The sequence below is a fragment of the Sporolituus thermophilus DSM 23256 genome (assembly GCF_900102435.1).
Lineage (GTDB): Bacteria > Bacillota > Negativicutes > Sporomusales > Thermosinaceae > Thermosinus > Thermosinus thermophilus.
Window position 1 is genome coordinate 12,124 of record NZ_FNBU01000003.1, and the last position, 22,583, is coordinate 34,706.

The following is a 22,583-nucleotide window of genomic DNA, read 5'->3' on the forward strand; positions in this document are numbered from 1 at the left end:
AAACGTGAAAGTTCCTACATTTCACAAGTAAGCTTCCATACAAATCACGCTATGGTTTGCAAATAATTTCCGCAATATATGTGTCGAAAATATTGGCCGCATGTGCCGGGCGTATTACCACGGCCGTGTCGGCGCCTTCGCCGGTACCGCCAATGGCAATAACGTCTTCACCGTACGGGATAAGTCCGGCGTCTAATGCCATGACGGCGATTTCCACGCATACCTTGACGCCCTGGCCAAACATGCGCAACGTGTGGGCGATGATTTCGACGGGGTAAACGCCGCCGAATTTACGGCTGATGCCGCGCTCCGCGCCTGACAGTACATGCGTGGTCGTTAGTAGCTTTACGCCTTTTTCGGTAAGGTGGGCGCGCATTTGTGGCGCCATCTCGTTGGTTCCGGGTTTTTCAAAGCCGTTGACATGGGTTACACACACCACATTTTCCACTTTTCCGGCAACCATTTCAGCCGTTTTTCCGCTGCAAGATGCAACAACAATCGAGCTAATTCCGGACTCTTTAGCTTTTTGTATGGCTAATTGCACTGTTTTGGCCGTATGAATGGGCCCTGCAGACTTCCAATACATTTTGTCACCTCGCATTAAAAAATGAGTTGGCAAAACCAATGGTACAGGGAAGGGTATTCAATTGTACCTATTCTTATCTCATCGGTTATAAAAATCCTGCCAGCGGATTTATCCGGTTTGCAGGATTTTTATATTACTATGAAAGTGTAGCCTGAATTTTTAACATTTTTTAGATCTTGTGAAGGAATTTCGAATGGTTGTGTCGTAACTGACTTAGTTAGTAAACTTAACTAACGGAGGAAAAAATGCCAAAAGCTAAGCCGCCCGGAAACGTCCAAACGATAAAACGCTTAAATCGTGAGGCAATACTGCAGTGTCTACGCGAAAATGGCAGGCTGTCCCGCGCGAGTCTGGCAAAGATGACTTCGCTCAGCAAGCCGGGTGTGTCGGCAATTGTCAGTGAGCTATTGCAGGAAGGTTTGCTTAGAGAAGTTGGCGAGGGAGCATCAAGCGGCGGGCGCAAACCAATCCTGCTTGAATTAAATTCCGATCAGTTTTTTATTATGGCGGCAGTCTTTGAGGGCATGAGGCTTGAATTGGCTTTAGCCAACCTTGACGGCGCGATTGTCGCCGCGCAGAGTATTCGTGTTGAACAAAGCTTTGCCGGACAAGATTTATCAGCTTATCTTCAGGAATGTATCGCAACATTTCTTAAAACCAGCGCGGTAGATAGCGAGCGCCTTCTGGGGATTGGGGTTGGTTTGCCGGGCATTACGCGGCGCGGCAGCGGCAAAATAAGCTTTTCGCCGATTACTGACTGGCATGACTGGCCGATTAAAGAAGAACTGGAACAAAGGTTCGTTTTGCCGGTTATGGTTGATAATGATGTCAATCTTATGGCTTTGGGTGAATTTTACAAAGGGGCGGGAAAAGGCCGTCAGCATGTGGTGTATATTTACGTTGGTACCGGCATTGGCGCAGGCATTATATTAAACGGGCAATTATACAGGGGCGTTGCTGACGCGGCCGGTGAGATCGGCTATATGATGATTGGCAGGCTGGAAACGCGGATTAGTGATAAGTATGGAACATTTGAAGGCAACTATTCGACATTGGCGCTTTACAACCGGGTAAAAAAGACGCCGGGGTTAAACCATTTAGCGACTGATCACGCGGAAAATATAATTCTAAAGCTGGTGCGAGAAGCGACTGGCTGTGAGGTTGCTCGGTCGTTGCTGGAAGAGGCATGCCTGAAATGGTGCTATGGCATCGCCAATGTTGTCAGCGTATTGAATCCGGAGTTGGTCATCTTAGGGGGTGATATGCCATATATCGGCGCCTGGGGAATTGACTTTATTCGCACCAACTTGGCCAAGCTAGTGCCGGTTGTTCCCGAGGTGCAGTTTGCCGAGTTGCGCGAACGGGCCGGTATAATGGGGGCAGTCTACCAGGTGCTGGAGTCGGACCGATCTTTGAGTGGTAGCCTGAAAAATGCGATGAGAGGAGAAGGGGGATAACAAAACATGGGTAGCAAAATGAAAAAAATTTTGGCATGTTGCTGTGGCATTGCGTTGATGGCGAGTCTTGCAGGTTGCGGCGGCGCCAAGGACAAGGCGGGCAATGCGCCGGCCCAAGAAAAGAAACTGGTTATTTACACAGCAAGGGAAAATCCGGTGACCGAGCTGGTAATCCCGAAGTTCAAGCAGAAATACCCCGACTACGATGTCCAAGTTATGACGATGGGGGCACAGCAAATTTTGGAGCGGGTGCGGGCCGAAAAGAATAATCCCCAAGCCGATTTCTGGTGGGGCGGTACGCAGGCGGCATTAATGACGGCTGCCAAAGAAGGATTGCTGGAAGCTTACAAACCGACATTTGCCGATAAGATTCCCGCCATGTATAAGGATAGTCAGGACCGTTGGTATGGAGAAATGTTGTTGCCGGAAGTTATCATGTACAATGATAAGGCATTGAAAAAAGAAGATTTGCCCAAAGATTGGGATGATTTGCTCGACCCCAAATACAAGGGACAAATAATCATCCGGGGCGTACTGCCTTCCGGTACGATGCGGACAATTTATTCGGCCATGATTTACCGTCAAGACCCCAACAATCCGCAAAAGGGGTATGATTGGCTGGCGAAACTTGATGCTAACACTAAGGAATACGCGACTGATCCTGCCACGCTCTATATCAAGTTGACCCGCGAGGAAGGCAAATTAAGTCTATGGAATTTACAGGACGTGCTGCTGCAGCGGGAAAAACACGGCCGGCCGTTGAATTTCGCGCTACCTGCCAGTGGCGTGCCTATCCTGGTTGATGGTGTTGGCATTATAAAAGGTGCCAAACACAGCGAGGCCGCCAAGAAGTTCTATGAATTTTTATTTGACGAGCAATTGCAAATAGAACTAGCGCATAAGACTTATCAAATCCCAACCAGAACAGATATTAGCAAGGATAAAATGCCCGATTGGTATAAAGGCTTAAATCTCAAGCCGCTGAACATCGATTGGCTGGTATTGGCGGAAAAGGAAAAAGAATGGATGCAATATTGGGATCAAAATATTAAAGGTAAAGGTGCAAAATAGCGAGCCGGGCGGATGTTCCGCCCGCTTGCTGCATTTACGGTACTGCCCGGATGTTTTGCTAAGGAGGTATTTATGTTAGGAATAACCCTGGAAAATGTATCCAAAAGATTTGACCAGGTTACGGCAGTGGAAGACATAAATGTCCAAATTAAAGCGGGGGAATTTTTTACTTTTCTAGGGCCGAGCGGCTGCGGCAAAACGACCACGCTGCGCATGATTGCGGGGTTTTATTATCCTAGTACAGGCTGCATCAAGTTCGGCGACCGCGATGTTACTTTTTTGCCGCCCAACAAACGCAATATAGGCATGGTTTTTCAAAATTACGCGCTCTTTCCCCATATGACGGTTGCGGAAAATATTGCGTTTGGCCTTGAAGTGAGAAAAATGAGCAGAGATGCAATCCGTACCAAGGTTGCTAAAGCGCTGGATTTAGTACGCCTAAGCGGGTTAGGCGACAGAAAGATTAATCAGCTGTCAGGAGGGCAACAGCAGCGGGTGGCTTTAGCCAGAGCAATCGTGATTGAGCCGGATATTCTGCTTTTAGACGAGCCGTTGTCAAACCTTGACGCGAAACTGCGGGAAGAAACCCGCGCCGAGATAAAAAGGCTGCAGCTGGAATTAGGGATAACCACCATCTATGTTACGCATGACCAAGCCGAAGCCATGGCGCTTTCCGACCGGATCATGGTCATGAACGCAGGTAAAGTCCAGCAGATTGGCGACCCTATAAGCGTCTATGCACGCCCTAGCAATAGATTTGTTGCTTCCTTTATTGGCGAAACCAACCTTATAACTGCTACGGTCGAGGAAGTAAACGGCGGCGATGTTGTCGTTAAAGCGGCCAACCATAAGCTTGTAGGGCTGCGCAGCAATGCCAATAAAGGCGTATCGTTCGCTCCTGGCAGTCGCGTGGTGCTTTCGATTAGACCGGAAGCTTTCCGTCTTGTCAATGATGAGGACGTGGCCAATATCGTCCGCGGCAAAGTTGGCCTGGCTGAGTTTGCAGGCATTAGCGTCAGCTATCTTGTCCAGGCTGAACAAATAGCGGTCAAAGCCATGGTTATTAATTCCGGATTTCAGGTTTTAAACCGCGGCGAGGAGATAGCGCTGACCGTAAATAAAAATGATATTTATTTTGTGGAATAGGGGAGAGGTAAATGAAGCGCTGGGCAATGATTACTACCTCGCCATGGTTTGTCTATGTTTTGATTGCGCCATTAGCGCTTGTTCTAGCCGGTTATGTAGTTTATCCCATGCTGCAGACATTTTGGGAAAGCCTACAGACCGAAACCGGTTTATCGGGCATTAACTACCTTAATTTTTTTGACTGGCAACATAGTTCGCATCTTGAGGCCTTATTGACCAGTATTTTTATATCGGTGTTGAGCGTAGTCTCTTGCGGTATAGTCGGCGTTACGATGGCGTTTCTGTTGACTCGCTATGACTTCCCCGGGCGAAGAATATTGTCCGTCTTGGTCATGGCGCCGATGGGTTTGCCCCCGCTTGTTGGCGTGTTATCTTTTGTTTTCCTGTTCAGTGAAAGCGGGATAATTCCGCGCTTAATTAAAGAACTTTTTGGTTTAGCGCAAGTGCCGTTTTATCTAAAAGGCATCGCCGGCGTTATCGCTGTGCATACGTTTACTATGTACACGTATTTTTATATGACTGCTTCGGCAGCACTCGCCGGGTTTGACCATTCCTTGGAAGAAGCCGCCTACAGTCTGGGGGCCAGTAGGTGGCAAGTTTGGCGCAAAATTATTTTGCCAATGCTTACGCCGGCAATTATTTCCGCTTCGTTGCTCGTATTTATGATGTCGATGGCTTCATATACCGCTCCGTTGATTTTTGGCATCGAACGGACAATGACCATGCAGATTTATTTATCGCGGACAAACGGCAATTTGGATATGGCGGCGACGCAGTCCGTGATATTATCTAGTGTTTCAATCGCTTTGCTGTTTATTATGCGTTGGTACCAAGAACGGCGCAATTATATCAACCAGAGTAAAGGCGTCAGTGCGCATCGCAGCGAGATAACAAGCCGCTTGGGGAGAATGGCTGCCATCGTATTGTCGGTGATTGGCGTTGTAATTTTGTTGCTGCCTATCTTTACCATTGTTTTATTATCTTTTGTCGTGGAAGCGAGTTGGACTACCCAAGCGCTGCCGCCGCACTATACGTTTGATCATTATTTTAAGCTGTTTACCGACAGCCGAACTTGGGCGCCAATTCGCACTAGTTTTGAAATGAGCATGCTTGCGACAATCGGCAATGTAGTATTCGGCGTGGCAGCGGCCTACCTGATGTCTCGTTTTGATTTTAAAGGGAAATATTTGATGGACATGATTATTATGATACCTTGGGCGCTGCCAGGCACGGTCGTAGCCATTAACCTTATCGCCGCCTTTAATCAGCCAACGTTATGGAGTCTGAACCAGGTGCTGGTAGGTACGTACTGGATCTTACCCTTAGCATATTTTGTCCGAAATTTACCGCTTGTGTTTCGGTCAAGCGCGGCGACATTCGCTCAGTTTGATCCTTCGATCGAAGATGCAGCGCGCAGCCTTGGCGCATCATGGTGGTACAGTTTTCGGCGGGTAGTGTTGCCTGTAACGGCAAGCGGCATATTAGCCGGAACATTGCTGGCCTTTGTGCAGGGCGTCGGCGAGTTTGTAGCATCAATTTTGTTGTTTACGGTCAATACCACGCCACTATCGGTGGCAATTTTCCAGCGCATGTACGCCTATGAGATTGGCGCTGCCTGCGCCTACGGGACGCTGCAGATTGTGATGATTGCGACCGTACTATTTGTTACGCAAAAACTTACCGGCGACAAGATGGGAACGTCTTGCAGTTAGGCTAAATTTGATTTTGGAGGCAGAACCATGCATTTTCGCCAAAAGATTTTCGCGAGAGAAGGCAGGAGTTTTCCCGGGCGGATTTACGCGGAAACGGTTTTAGCGCCCGCCTACGAGGAGGCAAAAGCGCATTTATTCAAGCCGATGATGGCCGTAAATAAGGCTCAGCTGATTATGCTTGTCGAGCAGGGATTGGTAAAGCAAAGCGACGCCTGCCGCATCATGAAAGCAATCCTCAATGTCACTGACGACAGGATTCAACGGACAACATATACGGGAAAGTTTGAAGATTTGTTTTTTCAAGTGGAGCACCTGTTGATAGAAGAAGCGGGTGAGATCGCCGGCAACCTTCACCTGGGGCGCAGCCGCAACGACATGGGGGTAGCGATGTACCGCATGGCTATCCGGGAAAAATTGCTTGAAGCGTTAGCTGCGCTTGTCGAGCTTAAGGAAACAGTGCTTGAAGTCGCTGACGAGCATAAGCTGACGATTATGCTTGGTTATACCCATACCCAGCAGGCACAGCCGACGACAATGGCGCATTACCTTATGGCCATGCTTGATTCGCTCGGACGGGACTATAAGCGCTTGACGGCGGCGCTTGACACGGTCAACCAAAGCCCGTTGGGCGCAGCGGCAATTACCACTTCCGGTTTCGCGATCAACCGGCAAAGGATGGCTGAACTGCTTGGTTTTGACGGCTTTATCGAAAATTCATATGATGCTATTGCCGGCGGCGATTATTTAGGGGAAACAGCATTGGCTCTCAAAATGTCCATGATTAGTTTAGGCCGATATATTAGCGATTTTCTGCAGTGGTCTACCCAGGAGTTTGGCGCGGTGACGGCCGCCGAGCCTTATGTGCAGATAAGTTCAATTATGCCGCAAAAACGTAACCCGGTATCTTTTGAGCATATTCGTTCGCTCGCCTCTAGTGTGACCGGGCTTTGTGAAACAGTTTTGACCATGTTGCACAATACGCCGTTTGGCGATATCGTCGACACCGAAGATGACATGCAGCCGTACCTTTGGAAAGCTCTTACAACTGCGACGCAGCTTTATCGGCTAACGGCGGCGGTAATCGGCACGATGACGGTAAACAGCGATGTTTTGTTGGCCAGAGCCCGCGAAAGCTTTGCTACCGTTACCGAACTTGCGGACACACTGGTTAGAGAGTGCGGGATATCTTTCCGGCAAGCGCATGCGGTGGTGCAAAAGGCGGTCAAGACAGCACTTGCGGCGAAAATCGGTGTGCGCCGGATTGATGCCCGGCTGGTGGCAGCCGCTGCGGAGGAGGTATTGGGGAAAGCCATCGCTGTAAATGATGAAATGATATCGCAGGCGCTTGATCCGGTAAACTTTGTTATGCGCCGGTGTTTGCCCGGTGGACCGGCGCCTGTCGAGGTGGAACGGATGATAAACAAGCGCCGGCCGATACTGGCAGCTAACAAAGCTGCAGTGATCGATATTCAGCTGCGGATAAAGAAGGCATTGGAGTGGTTGGATGAAGTTGGGCACAGCTGGAGCGAAAAAGCATGAAGGTTTAATATTAGCCGTTGATGGCGGTGCAACCAATTGTCGGGCGGTGCTGTGCACGACTGACGGTGATGTACTGGGTAGCGGCCGTAGCGGACCGTGCAATTACCAGAATGTAGGAATAACAGTCGCAATAAGAAGCTTGGAGGAAGCGATTGGAAAAGCGCTAGCACCGTCCAGGCAGAAACGCAAGTTGAAGGCGGCCGTGTTTGGCCTTGCTGGTCTTGATACCCGCAAGGATTATCGCCTAGTTTCTGACGCCGTTGCCAGAATGCTGGCGCGTTTGGGCATAGAAAGCGAAGAAACGATTGTTGACAATGATGGAATAATTAGCTTACTTGGTGCCATTGGTCATGAGAATGGCGTTTTGGTTATTGCCGGAACAGGTTCGATAGCATGCGGAATTACTAAGCAAGGGAACCGTTCAAGAGCAGGGGGATGGGGATATCTTCTTGATGATGCCGGCAGTGGCTATGCCATCGGCAAAGCGGCGTTGACGCATGTCATGTACGTTTACGACGGACGGGAAAGGGAATCCGGTGTTGTAAAGGCGATATTGGACCAGCTGGCGTTTGCAGATCCGGAAGATATTGTCGACTGGGTATATAGTTCGAGCTTTTCCGTTGACCAAGTTGCTGCCTTAGCTCCTGTTGTTTGCCGTTTGGCCGAGGAGGGCGATTGGAAAGCGCGCGGCATTGTGATGGATGCGGTGTTAAGCTTAAAACAGCTCGCCATGTCAGTTATCAATCGCCTCGGTCTTCGCCAGACGCCTTTTTATTTGTTGTTGTCAGGCGGGGTGTTGCAAAAAGCGACTTTTTTGCGCGCTATGCTGATTGATGTAATAAGAACAGAATGTCCGCAGGCGGAATTTGTCGACGCGCAATACCCCCCAATCTGTGGTAGCGTTTTGCGGGCGCTAATGTATGAAGATATTGATCATCGTAAGGTATTGGCTCGGCTAAACAGCCAGCTTTTTGACATTAAATAACATAAATGTTACTTGAATGGTTTTATGGGGGGAGCAGAGGCATGGAGTATATATATACGAGCGACTACCAGGCCATGAGCCAAATGGCTGCCCGGTGGGTGGCACGGGAAGTGTTGCGTAATCCAGCTTTAGTCCTTGGCCTGCCAACAGGGGAAACGCCGATCGGTATGTATAGATATTTGATCCGTTTAGTGGAAGAAGGGTTAATAAGTTTTGCCGAAACGTGTACTTTTAATTTGGATGAGTATGTAGGCCTGGGGCCGGATCACCCGCAAAGCTACGCAATGTATATGAAAGCTCATTTTTGGATTAAAGCTGGGCTAAAGCCGGAAAACATCAATATTCCTAATGGGATTGCTCCTGACCTTGCCGAAGAATGCCGCCGATACGACGCGAAAATTGAACAGGCGGGCGGGATTGATCTGCAAATACTGGGTCTTGGTCTAAACGGTCATATCGGCTTTAATGAACCTTCGCACAATCTTGCGATACGGACGCATGTAGTCGACCTAACGCCCGAAACCATCAAAGCCAATGCGCGCTTTTTTTCCAGTATGGACTTGGTGCCACGACAGGCAATCACCATGGGCATTGGCACAATCATGCAAGCGCGCAAAATACTGCTGTTAGTCAGCGGCGATAATAAAAAAGAAATATTGCGCAAGGCGGTGTACGGCGAAGTCAGCACGATTGTTCCCGCCAGCATTTTGCAATTGCATAGGGATGTGACGATAATTACCGATATCAAGATTTGAATAGTACGGCTACCCCCAACCCCTTGATATAGAAGGGTTGGGAACAATGTCACAAGTTAAACACACCAATGATAATTACATATTGAATAATAATTGAGAATTTGGTATCATTAAATTAAAATTGATTCCTTTTTTCATTTGCGCCGTAAATTAAATATACTTATGCGGCAAATGTATATGCGGGGCGGATTGGATGGGAATTTGTTCCTATACAAAAAGCCGGGATACAAGCCGTGGAGTTTACGGTCTATTGCCGGAAAGGTAATGGGCGCTTAGTAGTCTACACCTGGTTTGTTTTGAATAATCAAAACAAACCAGGTGTTCTTTATTTTCAACACTATGAACTACTTCACGTAGTATTGAAAACCACCAAAATTATCACCAGTAGCTTAGATAAAGAGGTGATAACTTTTTATGTTTTATTAATGTATATAATGCACTGTATATTGTGTACAACCATGACTATTCGTTCTGCTATTTAACATAATTGAAGGGAGGGAGAACAATGGACATTTATAGCTATGCTGCTTTTGCTTATGGAATTACAGCCGCTATTTCCTTAGCCACGGTTGGTCTGATACTAATAATTAACAACCTTGTAAACCGCATTTAAAATGATCGAGGAGGGTTATTTATCATTGTTTTGGTAAAAATCTGGCTGTCCGTTTTTATACCTTGGGGATTTAAGCGTTGATTAAGAAAGCTTAATAGTTGATCCATATATAATTCGATGTCAGGGGAGTGTCCGGCAATCTGTGTAAATGGAATAATCTAACAATAATTTGTGCATAATAATAATGCTTTTATTCACACGCAGGATAGGGCAACGCTGGGGAGCGACCCGAGCGGCGAGTGAGGTTTGGCAGGGCGGATTCCTATAGGAGCCGCCTTTTACTGCCGCCCTGGAAAACAAAAGCGATAAACCCCGGGGGTCCGGGGGCAGAGCCCCTGGGCTATATAGCCATTTTACCCTGTAGCCGATCCTCAAAGAAGATCATCAACTGTCCGAATATTATTCCCCAGTTTCGGATCGGCATACTCCATTTCTTGGATATTTCCTGCACTGACATATAGACTGATTTCCTAACCGCATCGTCCGTCGGGTATATCGTCTTGGTCTTGGTGAACTTGCGTAACATCCGATGGAAGCCCTCCACCGCGTTTGTGGTGTATATCAGTGTACGGACCTCCTGCGGGTACTTGAAATAGGTGGACAGCTCCGCCCAGTTTGCGTCCCATGATTTAAGGATTTGCGGGTATTTCCTGCCCCACTTTTCACGAAACTCCTCCAGTCGGTATTCTGCATCCTCCAACGTCGGCGCTCCGTACACCTTCTTTAAATCCGCCATGACCGGCTTTATGTCCTTGTACGGCACGTATTTTGTGGAGTTGCGGATCTGGTGTATCACGCACAGCTGCTGCTCCGTTTTGGGGAAAACCGTCTCAATGGCGTTCGAGAACCCGCTAAGGTTGTCGCGACATGCGATGAAGATATCTTCCACGCCCCGGTTTTTCAACTCGTTGCATACGGTAACCCAGAAGCTCGCACTTTCGTTTTCTGACAGCCATATCCCCAGTATTTCCTTACGCCCTTCAAGATTGATCCCCAAGACGGAGTAAAGGCACTTATTGACAACACGGCTGTCCTTGCGTACTTTAAACATGATCCCGTCTAAGAAGACGATTGGATATATAGCATCGAGAGGCCGCGACTGCCATTCAACGACAGCCGGCATAAGTTTGTCAGTGATCCGGCTAATGAGGCTCGCTGAGGCTTCTACCCCGTATATATCGCGGAGGTGATCCTCAATATCACGGGTGGACATACCTTTGGCGTACATGGCCATAACCCTCGCTTCGATGTCGTCAGTGCGTGTCTGCCTTTTTTCGATGGCCTGCGGCTCAAAGGTGCCGTTTCGGTCGCGCGGAACCTTGATTTCGCTCTCGCCCCATTCGCTTTTTATTGTCTTTTTGCCGTAACCGTTGCGGCTATTGCCACTGTTATTTCCCAAAACGCTGTGCTTTTCATAACCCAGATGCTCGTCCATTTCGGCTTCAAGCATTTTTTCTAGCGCTCCGGAAAACAAATTCTTGAGTTTCGCCGTCAGCTCGGCGGGTGTTGTACAGCCTTCGCAGATCAGTGCTGCGAGCTGTATTTCCTTTTCGTTTAACTGTGTCATGGTGATATCTCCCTTTCATCATTCTATTGGAGATTATTGCCATTTACACAGTTTAGAATACATTCTCGATGTCAGGGATTGCTTCAATCGGAATATTATTTATTTCGCGGACACGCTCGATTAGTTCGGTTAAGTTAATTTTTTTCATTGAAATGCTGCACCTCGTTTGGTTTTATAGTCGCAGGATCAGTCTGACTTATCAGTTTCTTTTTTTTGGCGCGTAAACATTTTCGCCGCCGCTTACAACATTACCTGTTATAACACCCCAATAATCTCAATAACGAGTATACGCGTTTTTTCTAAAGGGAATATTTTCCATATTTTCGTTGTTTTTCTCCAGTTGACACGTAATGTACTTGCTGCTACACTTTAGTAGGAATTTAAATAAAGAAACTGTAGAGTAGAGGCGCGATAACTAAGAGTACCAAAGACTTTTGAGCAAATGGGTCTTTGCGAAAGGAGTTGTCGCCGAAGTCTGGGAAAATTGCTCGGTTTTCCCAGGCTGGGTCTGGGTCGAATAGGCACAGAACTGTCACCGAAATGTTTATTTCGGTGGAGCGCTATCTCAGAACTACGTTGGCTCTAAGGCCCAAGAATGCCTTTGAACAGGTGCTGAGATATCTCCTCGGTACCTGTTTTTTGTTTTGATAAAGATTAAAGAAGGAGGACAGAACATTATGAAGAGCAAGCCGCGACCTGAGTTAAAAAAAGGGCTGGGGTTGGCCGCGGCCACCGCGCTGGTCATGGGCAACATGATTGGCTCAGGTATTTTTATGATGCCGAACACGCTTGCCAACAGCGCTGGCCCTGGGGCTTCGCTCCTGGCCTGGGCCTTTACCGGCATCGGATCCATCCTGCTCGCGTTGACATTCGCCAATCTAGGCTCCCGATACCCGCAAACCGGCGGCCCGTACGCATTCTCCAAAATGGCCTTTGGTGAGTTTACCGGCTTTATCAATGCCTGGTCATACTGGATTGGGGCTATTATCGGCAATGCTGCTATTTTAACGGCTTTCGCCAGCTATTTATCCTTTTTCTTCCCGATCGTTAAAGAAAATGGGCTTGTGGCCTTTACTATTACATCTTTTCTGCTGTGGTTTTTCACGTTAATTAATATTAAAGGGGTACGGGAGGCCGGTCTTGTTACCCTTATCACTACCATCTTGAAAGTTGTTCCCTTAATTGTGTTTGTGATTGTCGGCGCCGGTCATTTCGACCTCAAAATTGCCGGGCCGATGTTTCCGGAGGGAAAGGGCATTGAAACTATCTCGGCTGCCGCTACCGCGACACTGTGGGCGTTCATCGGTCTGGAGTCGGCCACCGTTGCCGCCGGTGAGATACAAAACCCGGAGCGCAACGTCCGTCTGAGCACCATCTGGGGTATTGGCCTGACGACCGTGCTGTATCTGGCGATAAGCCTGGTAGCCATGGGCACGATGAGCCAAGATGCACTCGCGCAATCTTCCTCGCCGCTGGCTGATATTCTCAACCAGTATTCCGGCGGCTGGGGTTCGGAATTTATCGCTTTGGGCGCCCTTGTCTCCACCCTCGGCGCCACTGCCGGCTGGGTATTATCTACTGCCCGCATCAGTTTCGCCGCGGCCGAGGACGGTTTGTTGCCTAAGGGTCTCGCCTCCGTTCATCCTAAGTTTGCTACGCCGCACACTTCGCTTATTGTCAGCGGCATTATTGCTAACGTCATCCTTATCCTTAACTATGTAGATTCGCTGACAGCGGCCTATAACTTCATGATTTTATTAGCTACCTTATCCTTTTTGCCGCCGTACGTTTTTGCCGCGGCGGCCGAAATACTGCTACTGTCCAAACGTACCGGGCAGTTCTCTTTTGGGAATTTTATCAAAAATTCTTTCCTCTCGCTCTTGGGCTTCGCTTATGCCCTGTGGACCATCTACGGCAGCGGTGCCGAGGCTGTTATGTATGGCTTTTTGCTTATCCTTATCGGTATTCCCGTTTATCTGTATATGAAGCTTAGCAACCAGTCGGTTATGGAAACTGCAAATATTAATTCGTAACCGCTAAGACTGCCTCACTAATTAAGGTCTTGTTGCAGTTATTATTCTTCGACGAAGCTTTCTGAGGCAAATGTAAATAATTTAAAAAGCAGCAGGGCTCCACCACTACTGTGGTGGAGCCCTGCTGCTTTCTCAGGCCAAGAATGTGGCAGTTATTGTCCTTGCATTATTTTAGGGAGCGTCCAGTGTTCTCGGCCATAGCGAGAAGTTCGGGCTGGCTGTTGATGGCATCTGCCGGTCCCAAACCGCCGCCGACGATATTTTTCACGAGTTCCATCTTAAAAAAGTTGCCGAGCCAATGGTTTAGGTAGTCTGATAAAGATTGAAAAACTTCGGCAGGTGCGCCGCTGGCCGTAACGGTAATGTATTTTTTCCCCGGCAGATAACGTATTTGATAGTCCGCATCCATGAAGGTGTACCAGCGGTCAAAAAAATTCTTCATTTGTCCGGTCATTTGTCCCATATATACCGGAGTGCCAAGAACAAGACAATCTGCCTCCACAATTTTTGGATATAGGGTTTGCATGTCGTCTTTAATGGCGCAGTACTCGCCCTTGGTGGTTTTGCATGTGCAACAGGCAACGCAGTCGTGAATGTTCAGGCCAGTTATATTAATAACCTCCGTTTGGTGTCCTGCTGCCGCGGCTCCCTTGCATACGGCGGTTACCAGCGCTGCCGTATTGCCGTTTTTCCTCGGGCTTCCAATAATCCCCAAAACTTTCATCGGCGTCTTCCTCCCGCTATAGATGGTAATATGAAAAAATATCATAATAAAGAGCACCCGTCAAGAGTGCTCTTTAAGCTGCCAGCCATTAATTAACATTCAAAGCTCTTAGCCGCTTCAATATCTTTTTGGGATACGGTTGCACTAACCAGTTTGGTGATAACCAAGTCGCCGGATACGTTTAAAGTAGTGCGGCACATATCCAGGAAGCGGTCAACACCCAGTATCAAGCCCATGCCTTCGGCAGGAACGCCGACCGAAACGCACAGGATTGCGATTAGCGGCAGGGACCCGCCGGGAACACCCGCTGTGCCTACGCCGGCCAAAACGGACATTAACACAACAACAAGCTGGCTTTCAAGGGGTAGGTTGATGCCATAAACTTGCGCCAAGAATAAGACAACGACGCCTTCAAACAATGCCGTTCCGTTCTGGTTGGCAGACGCGCCGCAGGTAAGTACGAAACGGGCAATCTGGGGGGGCATTTTTAGAGTCTTTTCAGCAGCTTCAAGGGCGATCGGCAGAGTTGCGTTGGAAGAAGCGGTTGAGAAGGCATAGACGTAAACTTCTTTACAGTTCTTGAAGAACTCCCAGGGGTTGGTCTTTGCAAAGATTTTTAGGAAAGAACCATAAACAACAAACTGTTGGATAAGGAGACCGAGTACGACCACCCCGGCGAAATAAGCCACGTTCTGCAAAAAGCCCGCACCAAGCCTGTAGGTGGTATTGAAAACGATGGCGAAGATGCCGTAGGGTGCGAGCAACATAGCCCACTCAATAACCTTCAACGAGGCATTGAATATGGTGTCAAGCATCTTGATAAGCGGATTATTTTCATCCGTAACAATCATGCTAAGCGCATAGCCGAAAATTAGCGAGAAAACCATGAGCGCGATAATTTCGCCGCCGAAGGCTCTGGCTGCGGAGTCAACCGGGTTTTGCGGAATCAGTTCAATGAAATACTGGTACCACGGTTTATTTTTTGCGGCCTCGACGTTTTTGCTAATAGTCAGCACGCCTTGGTTTTTGGCGAGCTCAGCCTTATCGAAGGTCACCCCGACACCCGGCTGGAGTATACTGGTTAGAGAAACGGCGATAATTACTGCCAAAAAGCTTAAAACCAGAGTAAACGCTATGGATCTGCCCGCTACTTTGCCTAGGTTGCGGCCTTTGCCCAGTTCATAAACACCCAGAATAAGGGCTGATACCAGCAGAGGAACAACGACCATGAAAATCATTCTCAGGAATATTGCACCGGTTAAAGTACAAAAATCAGTAAAGGTTTTCATGAACGGGTAGGTTTTTTGCGGTAAGAAATAATAGCCAATTAAACCAGCAACAATACCTAAGATAAAGCCCAATAAAAGTTTTTGATACTGTTTCATTAGCAGACCTCCTTTTCTAAAGTATGTTACTTTTGTAACATTTAGCTGTGACAAACCACCCCTTTAATAACAAAGTGTAAACTTGAATTTAAGATCAAATATACAATTAGCCTTATTTATTAATATTCCTTCAAGGGAAAAACAATAAGTGAAAAAATTTTAAATTGAATAATTTGTAGAACAATACTGCTGGCCACTTTGTCCTGCCAAGGGATATAACAAAACGCCGCTACAGATGTACTGTGGCGGCATAATCCCAAGGTGCAGGATACTAGATCGTACCAGCCAGGCGTATGTCACGACGTAGCCCTGGCATTCCCGGTTTCCAACCGGCCGGGACGCCTTTGCCGGTGGCTTCGCCATATTGAATTCCCTGGAGGGTGCGGATAATTTCCCCAATGTTGCGGCCCACCTCGCGGGGGTAAACCGAGTAGTAGCGGATGCGTCCTTCGGGGTCAATGATAAAGGTTGCCCGGTAGGCGGCACCAGTATTGCAGCCCCATACGCCGTAGGACCGGGCAATATTGCCGTTGCGGTCTGAGAGCAGCGGGTAATCGATTTTGCTGGCGCTAGGGGAAATCTCGGTGAAGATTTTGTGGGAGTAGACGCTGTCGGTGCTGATTGCGATGGCATCAGCACCTAATTCACGAATGTACGGATAAGCGTCGGCAACTGCCGCCAGTTCTGTTGGTCAGACGAACGTAAAGTCGCTGGAGTAGAAAAAGAGCAGCAGCCAGCTTCCTCTAAAATCACGCAGACATACTTCAATTTCCCGGCCGCGGTAATAGGCGGGAGCGCTGAAATTCGGTGCCGGCTCTTCCAGGCGGAAGCACTGCCGGGGAGCGGCGATTTTGCAGTCATCCATATAGTAGCCTCCTTATGTCGTGCTACTATATCATATGCGCCAGGAGGAGGTTATGTCAGCACAAGAAACTTAAGAGCCGTTCCTGCGCTGAAGCGGGGGAGACGCCGGGTTGGGGCTATTTTGCGCATGGGGGCTTAAATTAAATGTTTAACTTTTCGGCAGTACCGCGAATAGGATAGGAATGAAATTCAACCGTTGTACTCAATTATCAGGGGAGGAATGGAAATGAGTAATTTCGAGCTGACTATCCCGGTAGTGTTGATTATCTTTAACCGGCCCCATCTTGTTAAAAGGGTCTTCGACGAAATCCGGAGGGCTAAGCCGCCTAGACTATACATAATTGCCGACGGCCCCCGTCCACATCATCCGGACGATGTGGAAAAGTGCTTGGCCGCTAGGGCAATTATTGAAGAGGTAGACTGGGATTGTAAGGTCTTTAAAAACTTCTCGGATGTCAACCTTGGGTGCGGCCAGCGGACAGCGAGCGGGCTTGACTGGGTTTTTAGCCTGGAAGAGCAGGCAATTATCTTCGACGATGATTGTTTGCCCCATCCGACCCTCTTTAGGTTTTATCAGGAAATGTTGGAACGGTACCGGGGTGATGACCGAATTGTCTCTATTGGCGGAAACAATTACCGGTTTAAAGGGCAGCGATCACAGTATAGTTACCATTGCTTGCGCTGTACGTTTCACTAACTATCATATTCACGGGCCTTACCACTTGGAGATTGGTATATAAAGGAAGACCGCGGTCGCCTAAGGCTTGAGGCAAAGAGGCGGTTTTTCCCGGCGTCCGGTTGCGCCCGTCCAATAGTACGCAGGCAACTTTTTTGGTTATAAGCGAGGCTATAATTGATGTACGCGATCTTGTTGCTGTTATTGAGGTCCCAGCTGTCAGCAGTAGCTGCAGCCTGTACGGGATGAGTTGCAAGCGGTTGACGTTCGCTGTAATAATATGCTAAAATTATCTTGAAATCAAGATAATTTTAGCTGGAGGGGGTAAATGTCGCAAGCTCTGAAATTATATGTTGTCCTCAGTCGCGCCTATCGGGCGATTCTGGCACACGACGAACGCGATGTTCGGCGCCATGGCTTAAATCTTACCGAATTTGCCATTTTAGAACTGTTGTATCATAAAGGACCGCATCCGCTGCAGCAGATCGGGAAAAAAATTTTAATTACCAGCGGTAGCATAACTTATGTGGTGGATAAACTGGAAAAAAAGGGGTTACTTTACCGTAGGCCATGCGAAAAAGACCGTCGGGTGATTTATGCTGTCCTTAGTGATGCTGGGAAGTCACTTATTGAAGCGATTTTCCCGGAACATGTTCAGGCTCTTATGTACGCTATGGGTGGACTGTCGCCGGCGGAACAAGAAATGGCCATTTTGCTTTTAAAAAAATTAGGGCGGGAAGCGGAAAACAGGTTGTTAACATCCGGCGGGTATTAAAAATTAGCAATTGTGGAGGTATTTTATGGTTTTTTCCAACTTGCACAAGTACAAGGATGAAGGATTATTGATTCTCCGGTTAGGCATGGGGACAATGATGATGTATCATGGTGCACCGAAAATTTTCGGGGGTGTTGCCGCCTGGGCAAAAGTAGGGGCGGCTATGAAGTTTGTGGGGATTACATTTGCACCTGAATTTTGGGGATTTATGGCGGCTGTTTCAGAGTTTATTGGTGGACTAATGATTGTTTTGGGCTTGGGTACGCGCCTTGCAGCCTTGTTTCTCACCATCACCATGGGGGTGGCTGCGGCCATGAAATTTGGGACTGGCGCCGGGCTGTTCGGCGCATCGCAAGCCTTGGAAAATGGAATTGTATATTTAAGTTTAATTATTGCCGGTCCGGGCATTTATAGCTTGGACGAAAAATTATTTTCGCCAAGGAATATGGTACGGACACAGCCTTCCGGCCATTAAGCTCAAGGTGCATTAACCGCTTAGCGGACACTTGATTTGGTACAGTCTGTGTTTTTGGCAATTTTGCCAGGGTTACTCATACGGATGGATGGCGCAAAGGCTTCAACCCATTGATGCGGGGTTGGAGCCTTTGTTGCATTTATCCGGCTGATTTGCGTAGAATGTCCGGAGCTCTGAGAATAAGGGCTTCGGAATTTTTTTTGACGACCGGTCGAAGGGCTGTTTTGGGCAACGTGGTCTGCAAGGAAAATTTCAATCACGGTGGCATATTCGGCGATCTGTTCATAAAGTATAGTAGATACATCTTAGGAGGGATAGTTTATGGGTATATTTAAGGAAATACGTAACGAGTGCCTCATCAAAGAACTGTCCCGCGAGCTGAATACAGACGTTTTATTGTTCGGCTTTGACGGGTTTGTCTACTTTGGTAATTTGCAGGCAATCGACGACTGCCGGGTTGCCTTTCTGACACCGGCAATCGAAGCCGACACAAACGCCGTGACAATCCTTACTCCGGGAGGCGAGCGGCTTGAAGTAGAATTCGCCAATGTTGATCTATGGCAAGTCATCGCTAAGGGGACCGGCATTGCCGAAGACCCGCTGGAGGAAGTTAAGGCACAGACTAATAACGGGAAGCCGGTTCCCAATGCTGTGGCTGATGCGCGAATCGAAACTGAAAGGCAAGAAAGTCACGAATTGATTCGTCAGTTAAGGCGGAGAATTGGAGACGAAGTGGTCATAACAACTCTAGGCGGGTTCCTGTTTGAAGGCGTTCTTACCGACGTCAGAGATGAATTGGCGATTTTGCGAGTGGAAGATATATTTGTACCTGGTACTTCGGACGCAATTTCAGGCGACGACGTAAGGTCGGTGGTCGTGAATCTGGAAGCCCTGACCTCGGTCTCCGGGGCGACTACATGATGCTATACTAGTCCGTGAATTCAAGGCCTTTTAGATCCGGTATCTTTCCCTACCGGATCTTTTTAATTAAAGCGCGTATTGACCGGGGGCTGAAAGTATGCTCACTGCTATTGAATATATCGGCAGGGTAGGGGTTGGCATAACCTCGCCCCGTTTTTTTCGTGCTGATGACGGCAAGGTGTATGTGGTGAAACTGCAGAACAACAAGCTTGGCTTGAAGGTATTGGTAAACGAGCTGTTGGCGGCCAAAATTGGCCAATTTATGAATTTGCCCTTTCCGCCCAGCGGTATTATCGAGATTGGCGAGTCTCTGCTCACGGATGGCGCGGAGTCGGCTGAATACGGCGTGCTTCCAGGACGGCACTTTGCCTCAGAGTACTTGGAAGGCGCGGAGTATTTGGGACAGCATAATCTGGATAAGGCGTCCAACACTTCGGAAATGGCTGGTGTACTATTATTTGACCATATGTTTCATAATCCGGACCGTACCTATAACAAAAAAAACCTCTTATTGCGCCGTGAAGAGGATCGATATGTAATATATGCCATTGACAATTCTCACCTGTTCAGGTCCGGCAAATGGACGCCCAGGTCGCTTGAAAGATTAAGCACGCGAAAAAGGGTATACTTTCGTTTTATTTATGCATGGCTGCTCAGAGAATGCTTGACAGCACAGGATTTTCTCCCTTACCTTGCCAGGGTGGAAAATCTGACTGATGAACGAATTGGCGGACTGGTGCGGGAGATACCCTATGATTGGCTTCCGGACGAAAATGAGCGGCAGGCCCTGGTGGAGTATATCAAAGTGCGGCGCGACATGGCTGAAGAAATCTGGCAGAGGCTGCGCAAGCATATTCCCCAGGCGCGCGGCGGGCGCAGTTGGCTTTCCGCCGCGGACCGGGGCGTCTGCTCAGTCACAGGTAAGTGAAACAAGCTCCCGTTCCTGCTGCGGCAAGACCGGGAGCTCTATGGTGCGCCCGGCAAGGGCGTCGGCCAAATCTTTACTTGTCAAAGACATGGGGTGCGAAGACTAAATTATCGCAGTGGCTCAAGGCCTGTGGCAAGTCTGCAGGTTTTTTTATGTTTATCTATCCGTGAGGCTAACCGGCCATTCCCCAGAGCCTGGCGGCGGTATTCCCAGGAGAGGATCTCAGTTTCTCAGGAACTGGCTAACACCATGCCGCAAGTAGCGCAAGGGGCTACATCGCAGGCCGGTGTGCCTTTTTTTATGCTTTTTCTCGTATCCGTTTTTGATGCTGCCGTCCCCATTTATACATGACATCCAAAACTTCCTGAATGGTTTGGCCGTATTCAGTAAGGGAGTATTCCACTTTGGGTGGTACTTGGGGGTACACTTTACGGGAAATAATACCGTCCTGCTCCAGTTCTCTTAGCTGTTGAGTCAGCATTTTTTCTGTAATTTCGGGTATTTCCCGTTTAAGTTCGCTGAACCGCATTACGCCTTCTTTGAGAAAACAGAGGATGACTGGTTTCCACTTCCCACCAATCGTTTTTAAAGTGGTCTTGACGGCGTTCTTAAATTCCTGGTCTCCCATAGGTCATTTCCTTTCTAAATATGTTTAATGATACTAACTTACAAAAAAGTACGTACTTGATACAAAAGCGGTATATGCATAATAATAATCATAGCGTTTTTATTATAAAGTCTATTGAACCTTTTTGAAATGGCTTTCGTATTTCGGGCTGATATAAAGGAGGGGTTACAGTGAAACTAAGAGTATCAGCGGTGCAGTATCATCTTCATACCATTAAATCTTTTGCTGAGTTTGCGCAGCAAGTGGAGCATTATATCAAGACTGCTGCCGAATTTGAAGCTGATTTTGTCCTATTCCCCGAGTTTGTTACGACGCAGTTGCTGTCAATTGGCGACAGCCAGGGGAATGCGCTCAGCATCCATAATCTGCCTGATTTTACCGAGCAGTACTGTTTATTATTTACCTCACTGGCGCAGCAAACCGGAATGCATATAATCGGCGGAACCCATGTTATTCGGGAAGATGAGCGTTTATATAATGTGGCCCATCTGTTCTACCCCAATGGCAAGATAGCCCGACAGCCTAAGCTTCACATTACGCCAACGGAAGTAAAAGAGTGGAATATGGCCGCCGGACATGAAATCGATGTATTTGAAACTGAAAAAGGGACTATTGCCATTCTGACTTGTTACGACATTGAGTTTCCGGAAATTGTCCGTATGGTTAGAGCCAAAGGGGCTGACGTTATTTTCTGTCCTTCTTGCACTGATGACCGTCATGGTTTCTACCGGGTACGGTACACCAGCCATGCCCGGGCGATCGAAAACCAGGTGTACGTTGTAACCACCGGAACGGTTGGTTCGTTGCCAACGGTAGATTTTATGCGGGCCAATTTTGGTCAGGCGGCTGTTATCACCCCTAACGATATTCCTTTTCCGCCAGGAGGTCTATTGGCGGAGGGGGAAATCAACCACGATATGATTATTACAGCTGACCTTGACTTGGAATTGCTATACCGGGTTAGAGAACGCGGTTCTGTCACGACGTGGCGCGATAGGCGAACAGATCTCTATCCTGACTGGTAAAGCCGCAAAACCGGAGCAAGGGGGGACTGTGATGTATCGCAAGGAATTTTATGCTTTTGATAATAATCGTCCAATCAAAACGATTATTCGCAATTACCGGGTAGAAGATTTTGCTGCCCTCATCCGTATTCAGCAAGAGAGTTTTCCTCCACCGTTTCCGTCTGAGCTATGGTGGAATGAGGACCAGCTATATAACCATGTTACCTTGTTTCCGGAAGGCGCCATGTGTGCAGAAATCGACGGCGAGCTTGTGGGATCAATTACCAGTCTGATGGTCAAACTTGATGCTGATCACTTGGATCATACCTGGGAGGAAATCACCGACAGCGGCTATATCCGGAATCATGATCCGGCTGGGGACACATTGTATATTGTTGACATCTGCGTCCGCCCGACATATCGAAAGCTTGGACTAGGCAAAGCGCTCATGCAGTCGATGTATGAAGTGGTAGTCCATAAAGGTTTGCAACGACTGTTAGGTGGCGGCAGGATGCCGGGATATTACAAGAAGGCCGGCGAGATGACTGCTGACCAATACCTGGCGGCGGTAGTTAAAGGTGAACTTTACGATCCGGTTATTACTTTCCTGCTGCGCTGCGGCCGTACCCCGGTGAGAGTGGTAGCCAATTATCTGGAAGATCGCGAATCATGCAATTATGCGGCTTTAATGGAATGGAAGAACCCTTTTTTTCATAACGGCAAATAGGAGGCTAAAGTA

General features: G+C 48.1%; 22 protein-coding genes and 1 riboswitch. Of the genes, 15 read left to right on the forward strand and 7 right to left on the reverse strand.

The genetic code is table 11. The annotated features are described in order from the left end of the window. Positions 1–49 precede the first annotated feature (49 nt). On the reverse strand, positions 50–586 hold the full coding sequence (locus BLQ99_RS02585) for a pyruvate kinase alpha/beta domain-containing protein (protein ID WP_093687851.1): 537 nt from the start codon (positions 584–586) through the stop codon (positions 50–52). A gap of 245 nt (positions 587–831) precedes the next feature. On the opposite strand from BLQ99_RS02585, the gene BLQ99_RS02590 reads away from it, so the two are divergent. The 7 genes from BLQ99_RS02590 to nagB all read left to right on the forward strand — a co-directional run bounded on the left by BLQ99_RS02590 (position 832) and on the right by nagB (position 9,251). Continuing rightward, a complete protein-coding gene (locus tag BLQ99_RS02590; RefSeq protein ID WP_093687853.1) occupies positions 832–2,043 on the forward strand; it encodes an ROK family transcriptional regulator in 1,212 nt (403 codons plus the stop codon). A gap of 6 nt (positions 2,044–2,049) precedes the next feature. Beyond that, a complete protein-coding gene (locus BLQ99_RS02595; protein ID WP_093687855.1) occupies positions 2,050–3,114 on the forward strand; it encodes an extracellular solute-binding protein in 1,065 nt (354 codons plus the stop codon). A 72-nt stretch (positions 3,115–3,186) separates the two neighbouring features. Continuing rightward, the gene (locus BLQ99_RS02600) at positions 3,187–4,260 is read left to right on the forward strand and encodes an ABC transporter ATP-binding protein (RefSeq protein ID WP_093687857.1); all 1,074 of its coding nucleotides are present in this window, start codon (positions 3,187–3,189) and stop codon (positions 4,258–4,260) included. Between the two features lie 11 nt (positions 4,261–4,271). Next, positions 4,272–5,972 (forward strand): ABC transporter permease, encoded by a 1,701-nt coding sequence (locus BLQ99_RS02605; protein ID WP_093687859.1) that lies wholly within the window; start codon positions 4,272–4,274, stop codon positions 5,970–5,972. A gap of 27 nt (positions 5,973–5,999) precedes the next feature. Next, positions 6,000–7,511, forward strand: coding sequence for an argininosuccinate lyase (gene argH, locus BLQ99_RS02610; protein ID WP_093687861.1), 1,512 nt, complete (start codon positions 6,000–6,002; stop codon positions 7,509–7,511). Continuing rightward, entirely contained in the window at positions 7,477–8,496 is a 1,020-nt protein-coding gene (locus BLQ99_RS02615; RefSeq protein ID WP_093687863.1) for an N-acetylglucosamine kinase, read from the forward strand. The genes argH and BLQ99_RS02615 overlap by 35 nt, the downstream gene beginning before the upstream one ends. Before the next feature lie 41 nt (positions 8,497–8,537). Further along, positions 8,538–9,251 (forward strand): glucosamine-6-phosphate deaminase, encoded by a 714-nt coding sequence (gene nagB / locus BLQ99_RS02620; protein ID WP_093687865.1) that lies wholly within the window; start codon positions 8,538–8,540, stop codon positions 9,249–9,251. A gap of 609 nt (positions 9,252–9,860) precedes the next feature. On the opposite strand, the gene BLQ99_RS02625 is transcribed toward nagB, so the two are convergent. Together BLQ99_RS02625 and BLQ99_RS02630 are read right to left on the reverse strand one after the other, a co-directional pair. Beyond that, positions 9,861–10,022 carry a DUF1836 domain-containing protein gene (locus tag BLQ99_RS02625; protein WP_342721889.1) on the reverse strand — a complete coding sequence of 54 codons (162 nt, stop codon included), beginning with the start codon at positions 10,020–10,022 and terminating at the stop codon, positions 9,861–9,863. A gap of 182 nt (positions 10,023–10,204) precedes the next feature. After that, on the reverse strand, positions 10,205–11,431 hold the full coding sequence (locus BLQ99_RS02630; RefSeq protein WP_093687867.1) for an IS256 family transposase: 1,227 nt from the start codon (positions 11,429–11,431) through the stop codon (positions 10,205–10,207). Positions 11,432–11,824: 393 nt separating this feature from the next. Continuing rightward, a riboswitch (Lysine riboswitch) is annotated at positions 11,825–12,002 on the forward strand. A 106-nt stretch (positions 12,003–12,108) separates the two neighbouring features. Here BLQ99_RS02630 and BLQ99_RS02635 point away from each other — a divergent pair. After that, positions 12,109–13,464 (forward strand): amino acid permease, encoded by a 1,356-nt coding sequence (locus BLQ99_RS02635; RefSeq protein WP_093687869.1) that lies wholly within the window; start codon positions 12,109–12,111, stop codon positions 13,462–13,464. Positions 13,465–13,630: 166 nt separating this feature from the next. On the opposite strand, the gene BLQ99_RS02640 is transcribed toward BLQ99_RS02635, so the two are convergent. From BLQ99_RS02640 to BLQ99_RS02650, 3 genes are all read right to left on the reverse strand, one after another. Next, positions 13,631–14,188, reverse strand: coding sequence for a flavodoxin family protein (locus BLQ99_RS02640; RefSeq protein ID WP_093687871.1), 558 nt, complete (start codon positions 14,186–14,188; stop codon positions 13,631–13,633). A 92-nt stretch (positions 14,189–14,280) separates the two neighbouring features. Further along, positions 14,281–15,573: a dicarboxylate/amino acid:cation symporter gene (locus BLQ99_RS02645; RefSeq protein ID WP_093687873.1), complete on the reverse strand. Its 1,293-nt coding sequence runs from the start codon at positions 15,571–15,573 to the stop codon at positions 14,281–14,283. A gap of 271 nt (positions 15,574–15,844) precedes the next feature. Further along, on the reverse strand, positions 15,845–16,438 hold the full coding sequence (locus BLQ99_RS02650; protein ID WP_093687875.1) for a peroxiredoxin: 594 nt from the start codon (positions 16,436–16,438) through the stop codon (positions 15,845–15,847). 225 nt (positions 16,439–16,663) lie between these two features. Here BLQ99_RS02650 and BLQ99_RS02655 point away from each other — a divergent pair, with 225 nt between their 5' ends. From BLQ99_RS02655 to BLQ99_RS02675, 5 genes are all read left to right on the forward strand, one after another. Further along, entirely contained in the window at positions 16,664–17,134 is a 471-nt protein-coding gene (locus tag BLQ99_RS02655; protein WP_093687877.1) for a glycosyltransferase family protein, read from the forward strand. A 307-nt stretch (positions 17,135–17,441) separates the two neighbouring features. Continuing rightward, positions 17,442–17,888: a MarR family winged helix-turn-helix transcriptional regulator gene (locus tag BLQ99_RS02660; RefSeq protein ID WP_093687879.1), complete on the forward strand. Its 447-nt coding sequence runs from the start codon at positions 17,442–17,444 to the stop codon at positions 17,886–17,888. Between the two features lie 25 nt (positions 17,889–17,913). Beyond that, complete coding sequence (locus BLQ99_RS02665; protein WP_093687881.1) at positions 17,914–18,363, forward strand: DoxX family protein; 450 nt, start codon at positions 17,914–17,916, stop codon at positions 18,361–18,363. Positions 18,364–18,684: 321 nt separating this feature from the next. Beyond that, a complete protein-coding gene (locus BLQ99_RS02670) occupies positions 18,685–19,284 on the forward strand; it encodes a hypothetical protein (RefSeq protein WP_093687883.1) in 600 nt (199 codons plus the stop codon). 97 nt (positions 19,285–19,381) lie between these two features. Continuing rightward, positions 19,382–20,212, forward strand: a complete 831-nt coding sequence (locus BLQ99_RS02675) for a HipA family kinase (protein WP_093687885.1) — start codon at positions 19,382–19,384, stop codon at positions 20,210–20,212. 298 nt (positions 20,213–20,510) lie between these two features. Here the strand turns inward: BLQ99_RS02675 and BLQ99_RS02680 are convergent, their stop codons facing one another. Continuing rightward, positions 20,511–20,840: a winged helix-turn-helix transcriptional regulator gene (locus BLQ99_RS02680; protein ID WP_093687887.1), complete on the reverse strand. Its 330-nt coding sequence runs from the start codon at positions 20,838–20,840 to the stop codon at positions 20,511–20,513. Positions 20,841–21,010: 170 nt separating this feature from the next. On the opposite strand from BLQ99_RS02680, the gene BLQ99_RS02685 reads away from it, so the two are divergent. Together BLQ99_RS02685 and BLQ99_RS02690 are read left to right on the forward strand one after the other, a co-directional pair. Next, positions 21,011–21,865, forward strand: a complete 855-nt coding sequence (locus tag BLQ99_RS02685; RefSeq protein WP_093687889.1) for a carbon-nitrogen hydrolase family protein — start codon at positions 21,011–21,013, stop codon at positions 21,863–21,865. Between the two features lie 31 nt (positions 21,866–21,896). After that, positions 21,897–22,571 carry a GNAT family N-acetyltransferase gene (locus BLQ99_RS02690; protein ID WP_093687891.1) on the forward strand — a complete coding sequence of 225 codons (675 nt, stop codon included), beginning with the start codon at positions 21,897–21,899 and terminating at the stop codon, positions 22,569–22,571. The last annotated feature ends 12 nt before the right edge of the window (positions 22,572–22,583 follow it).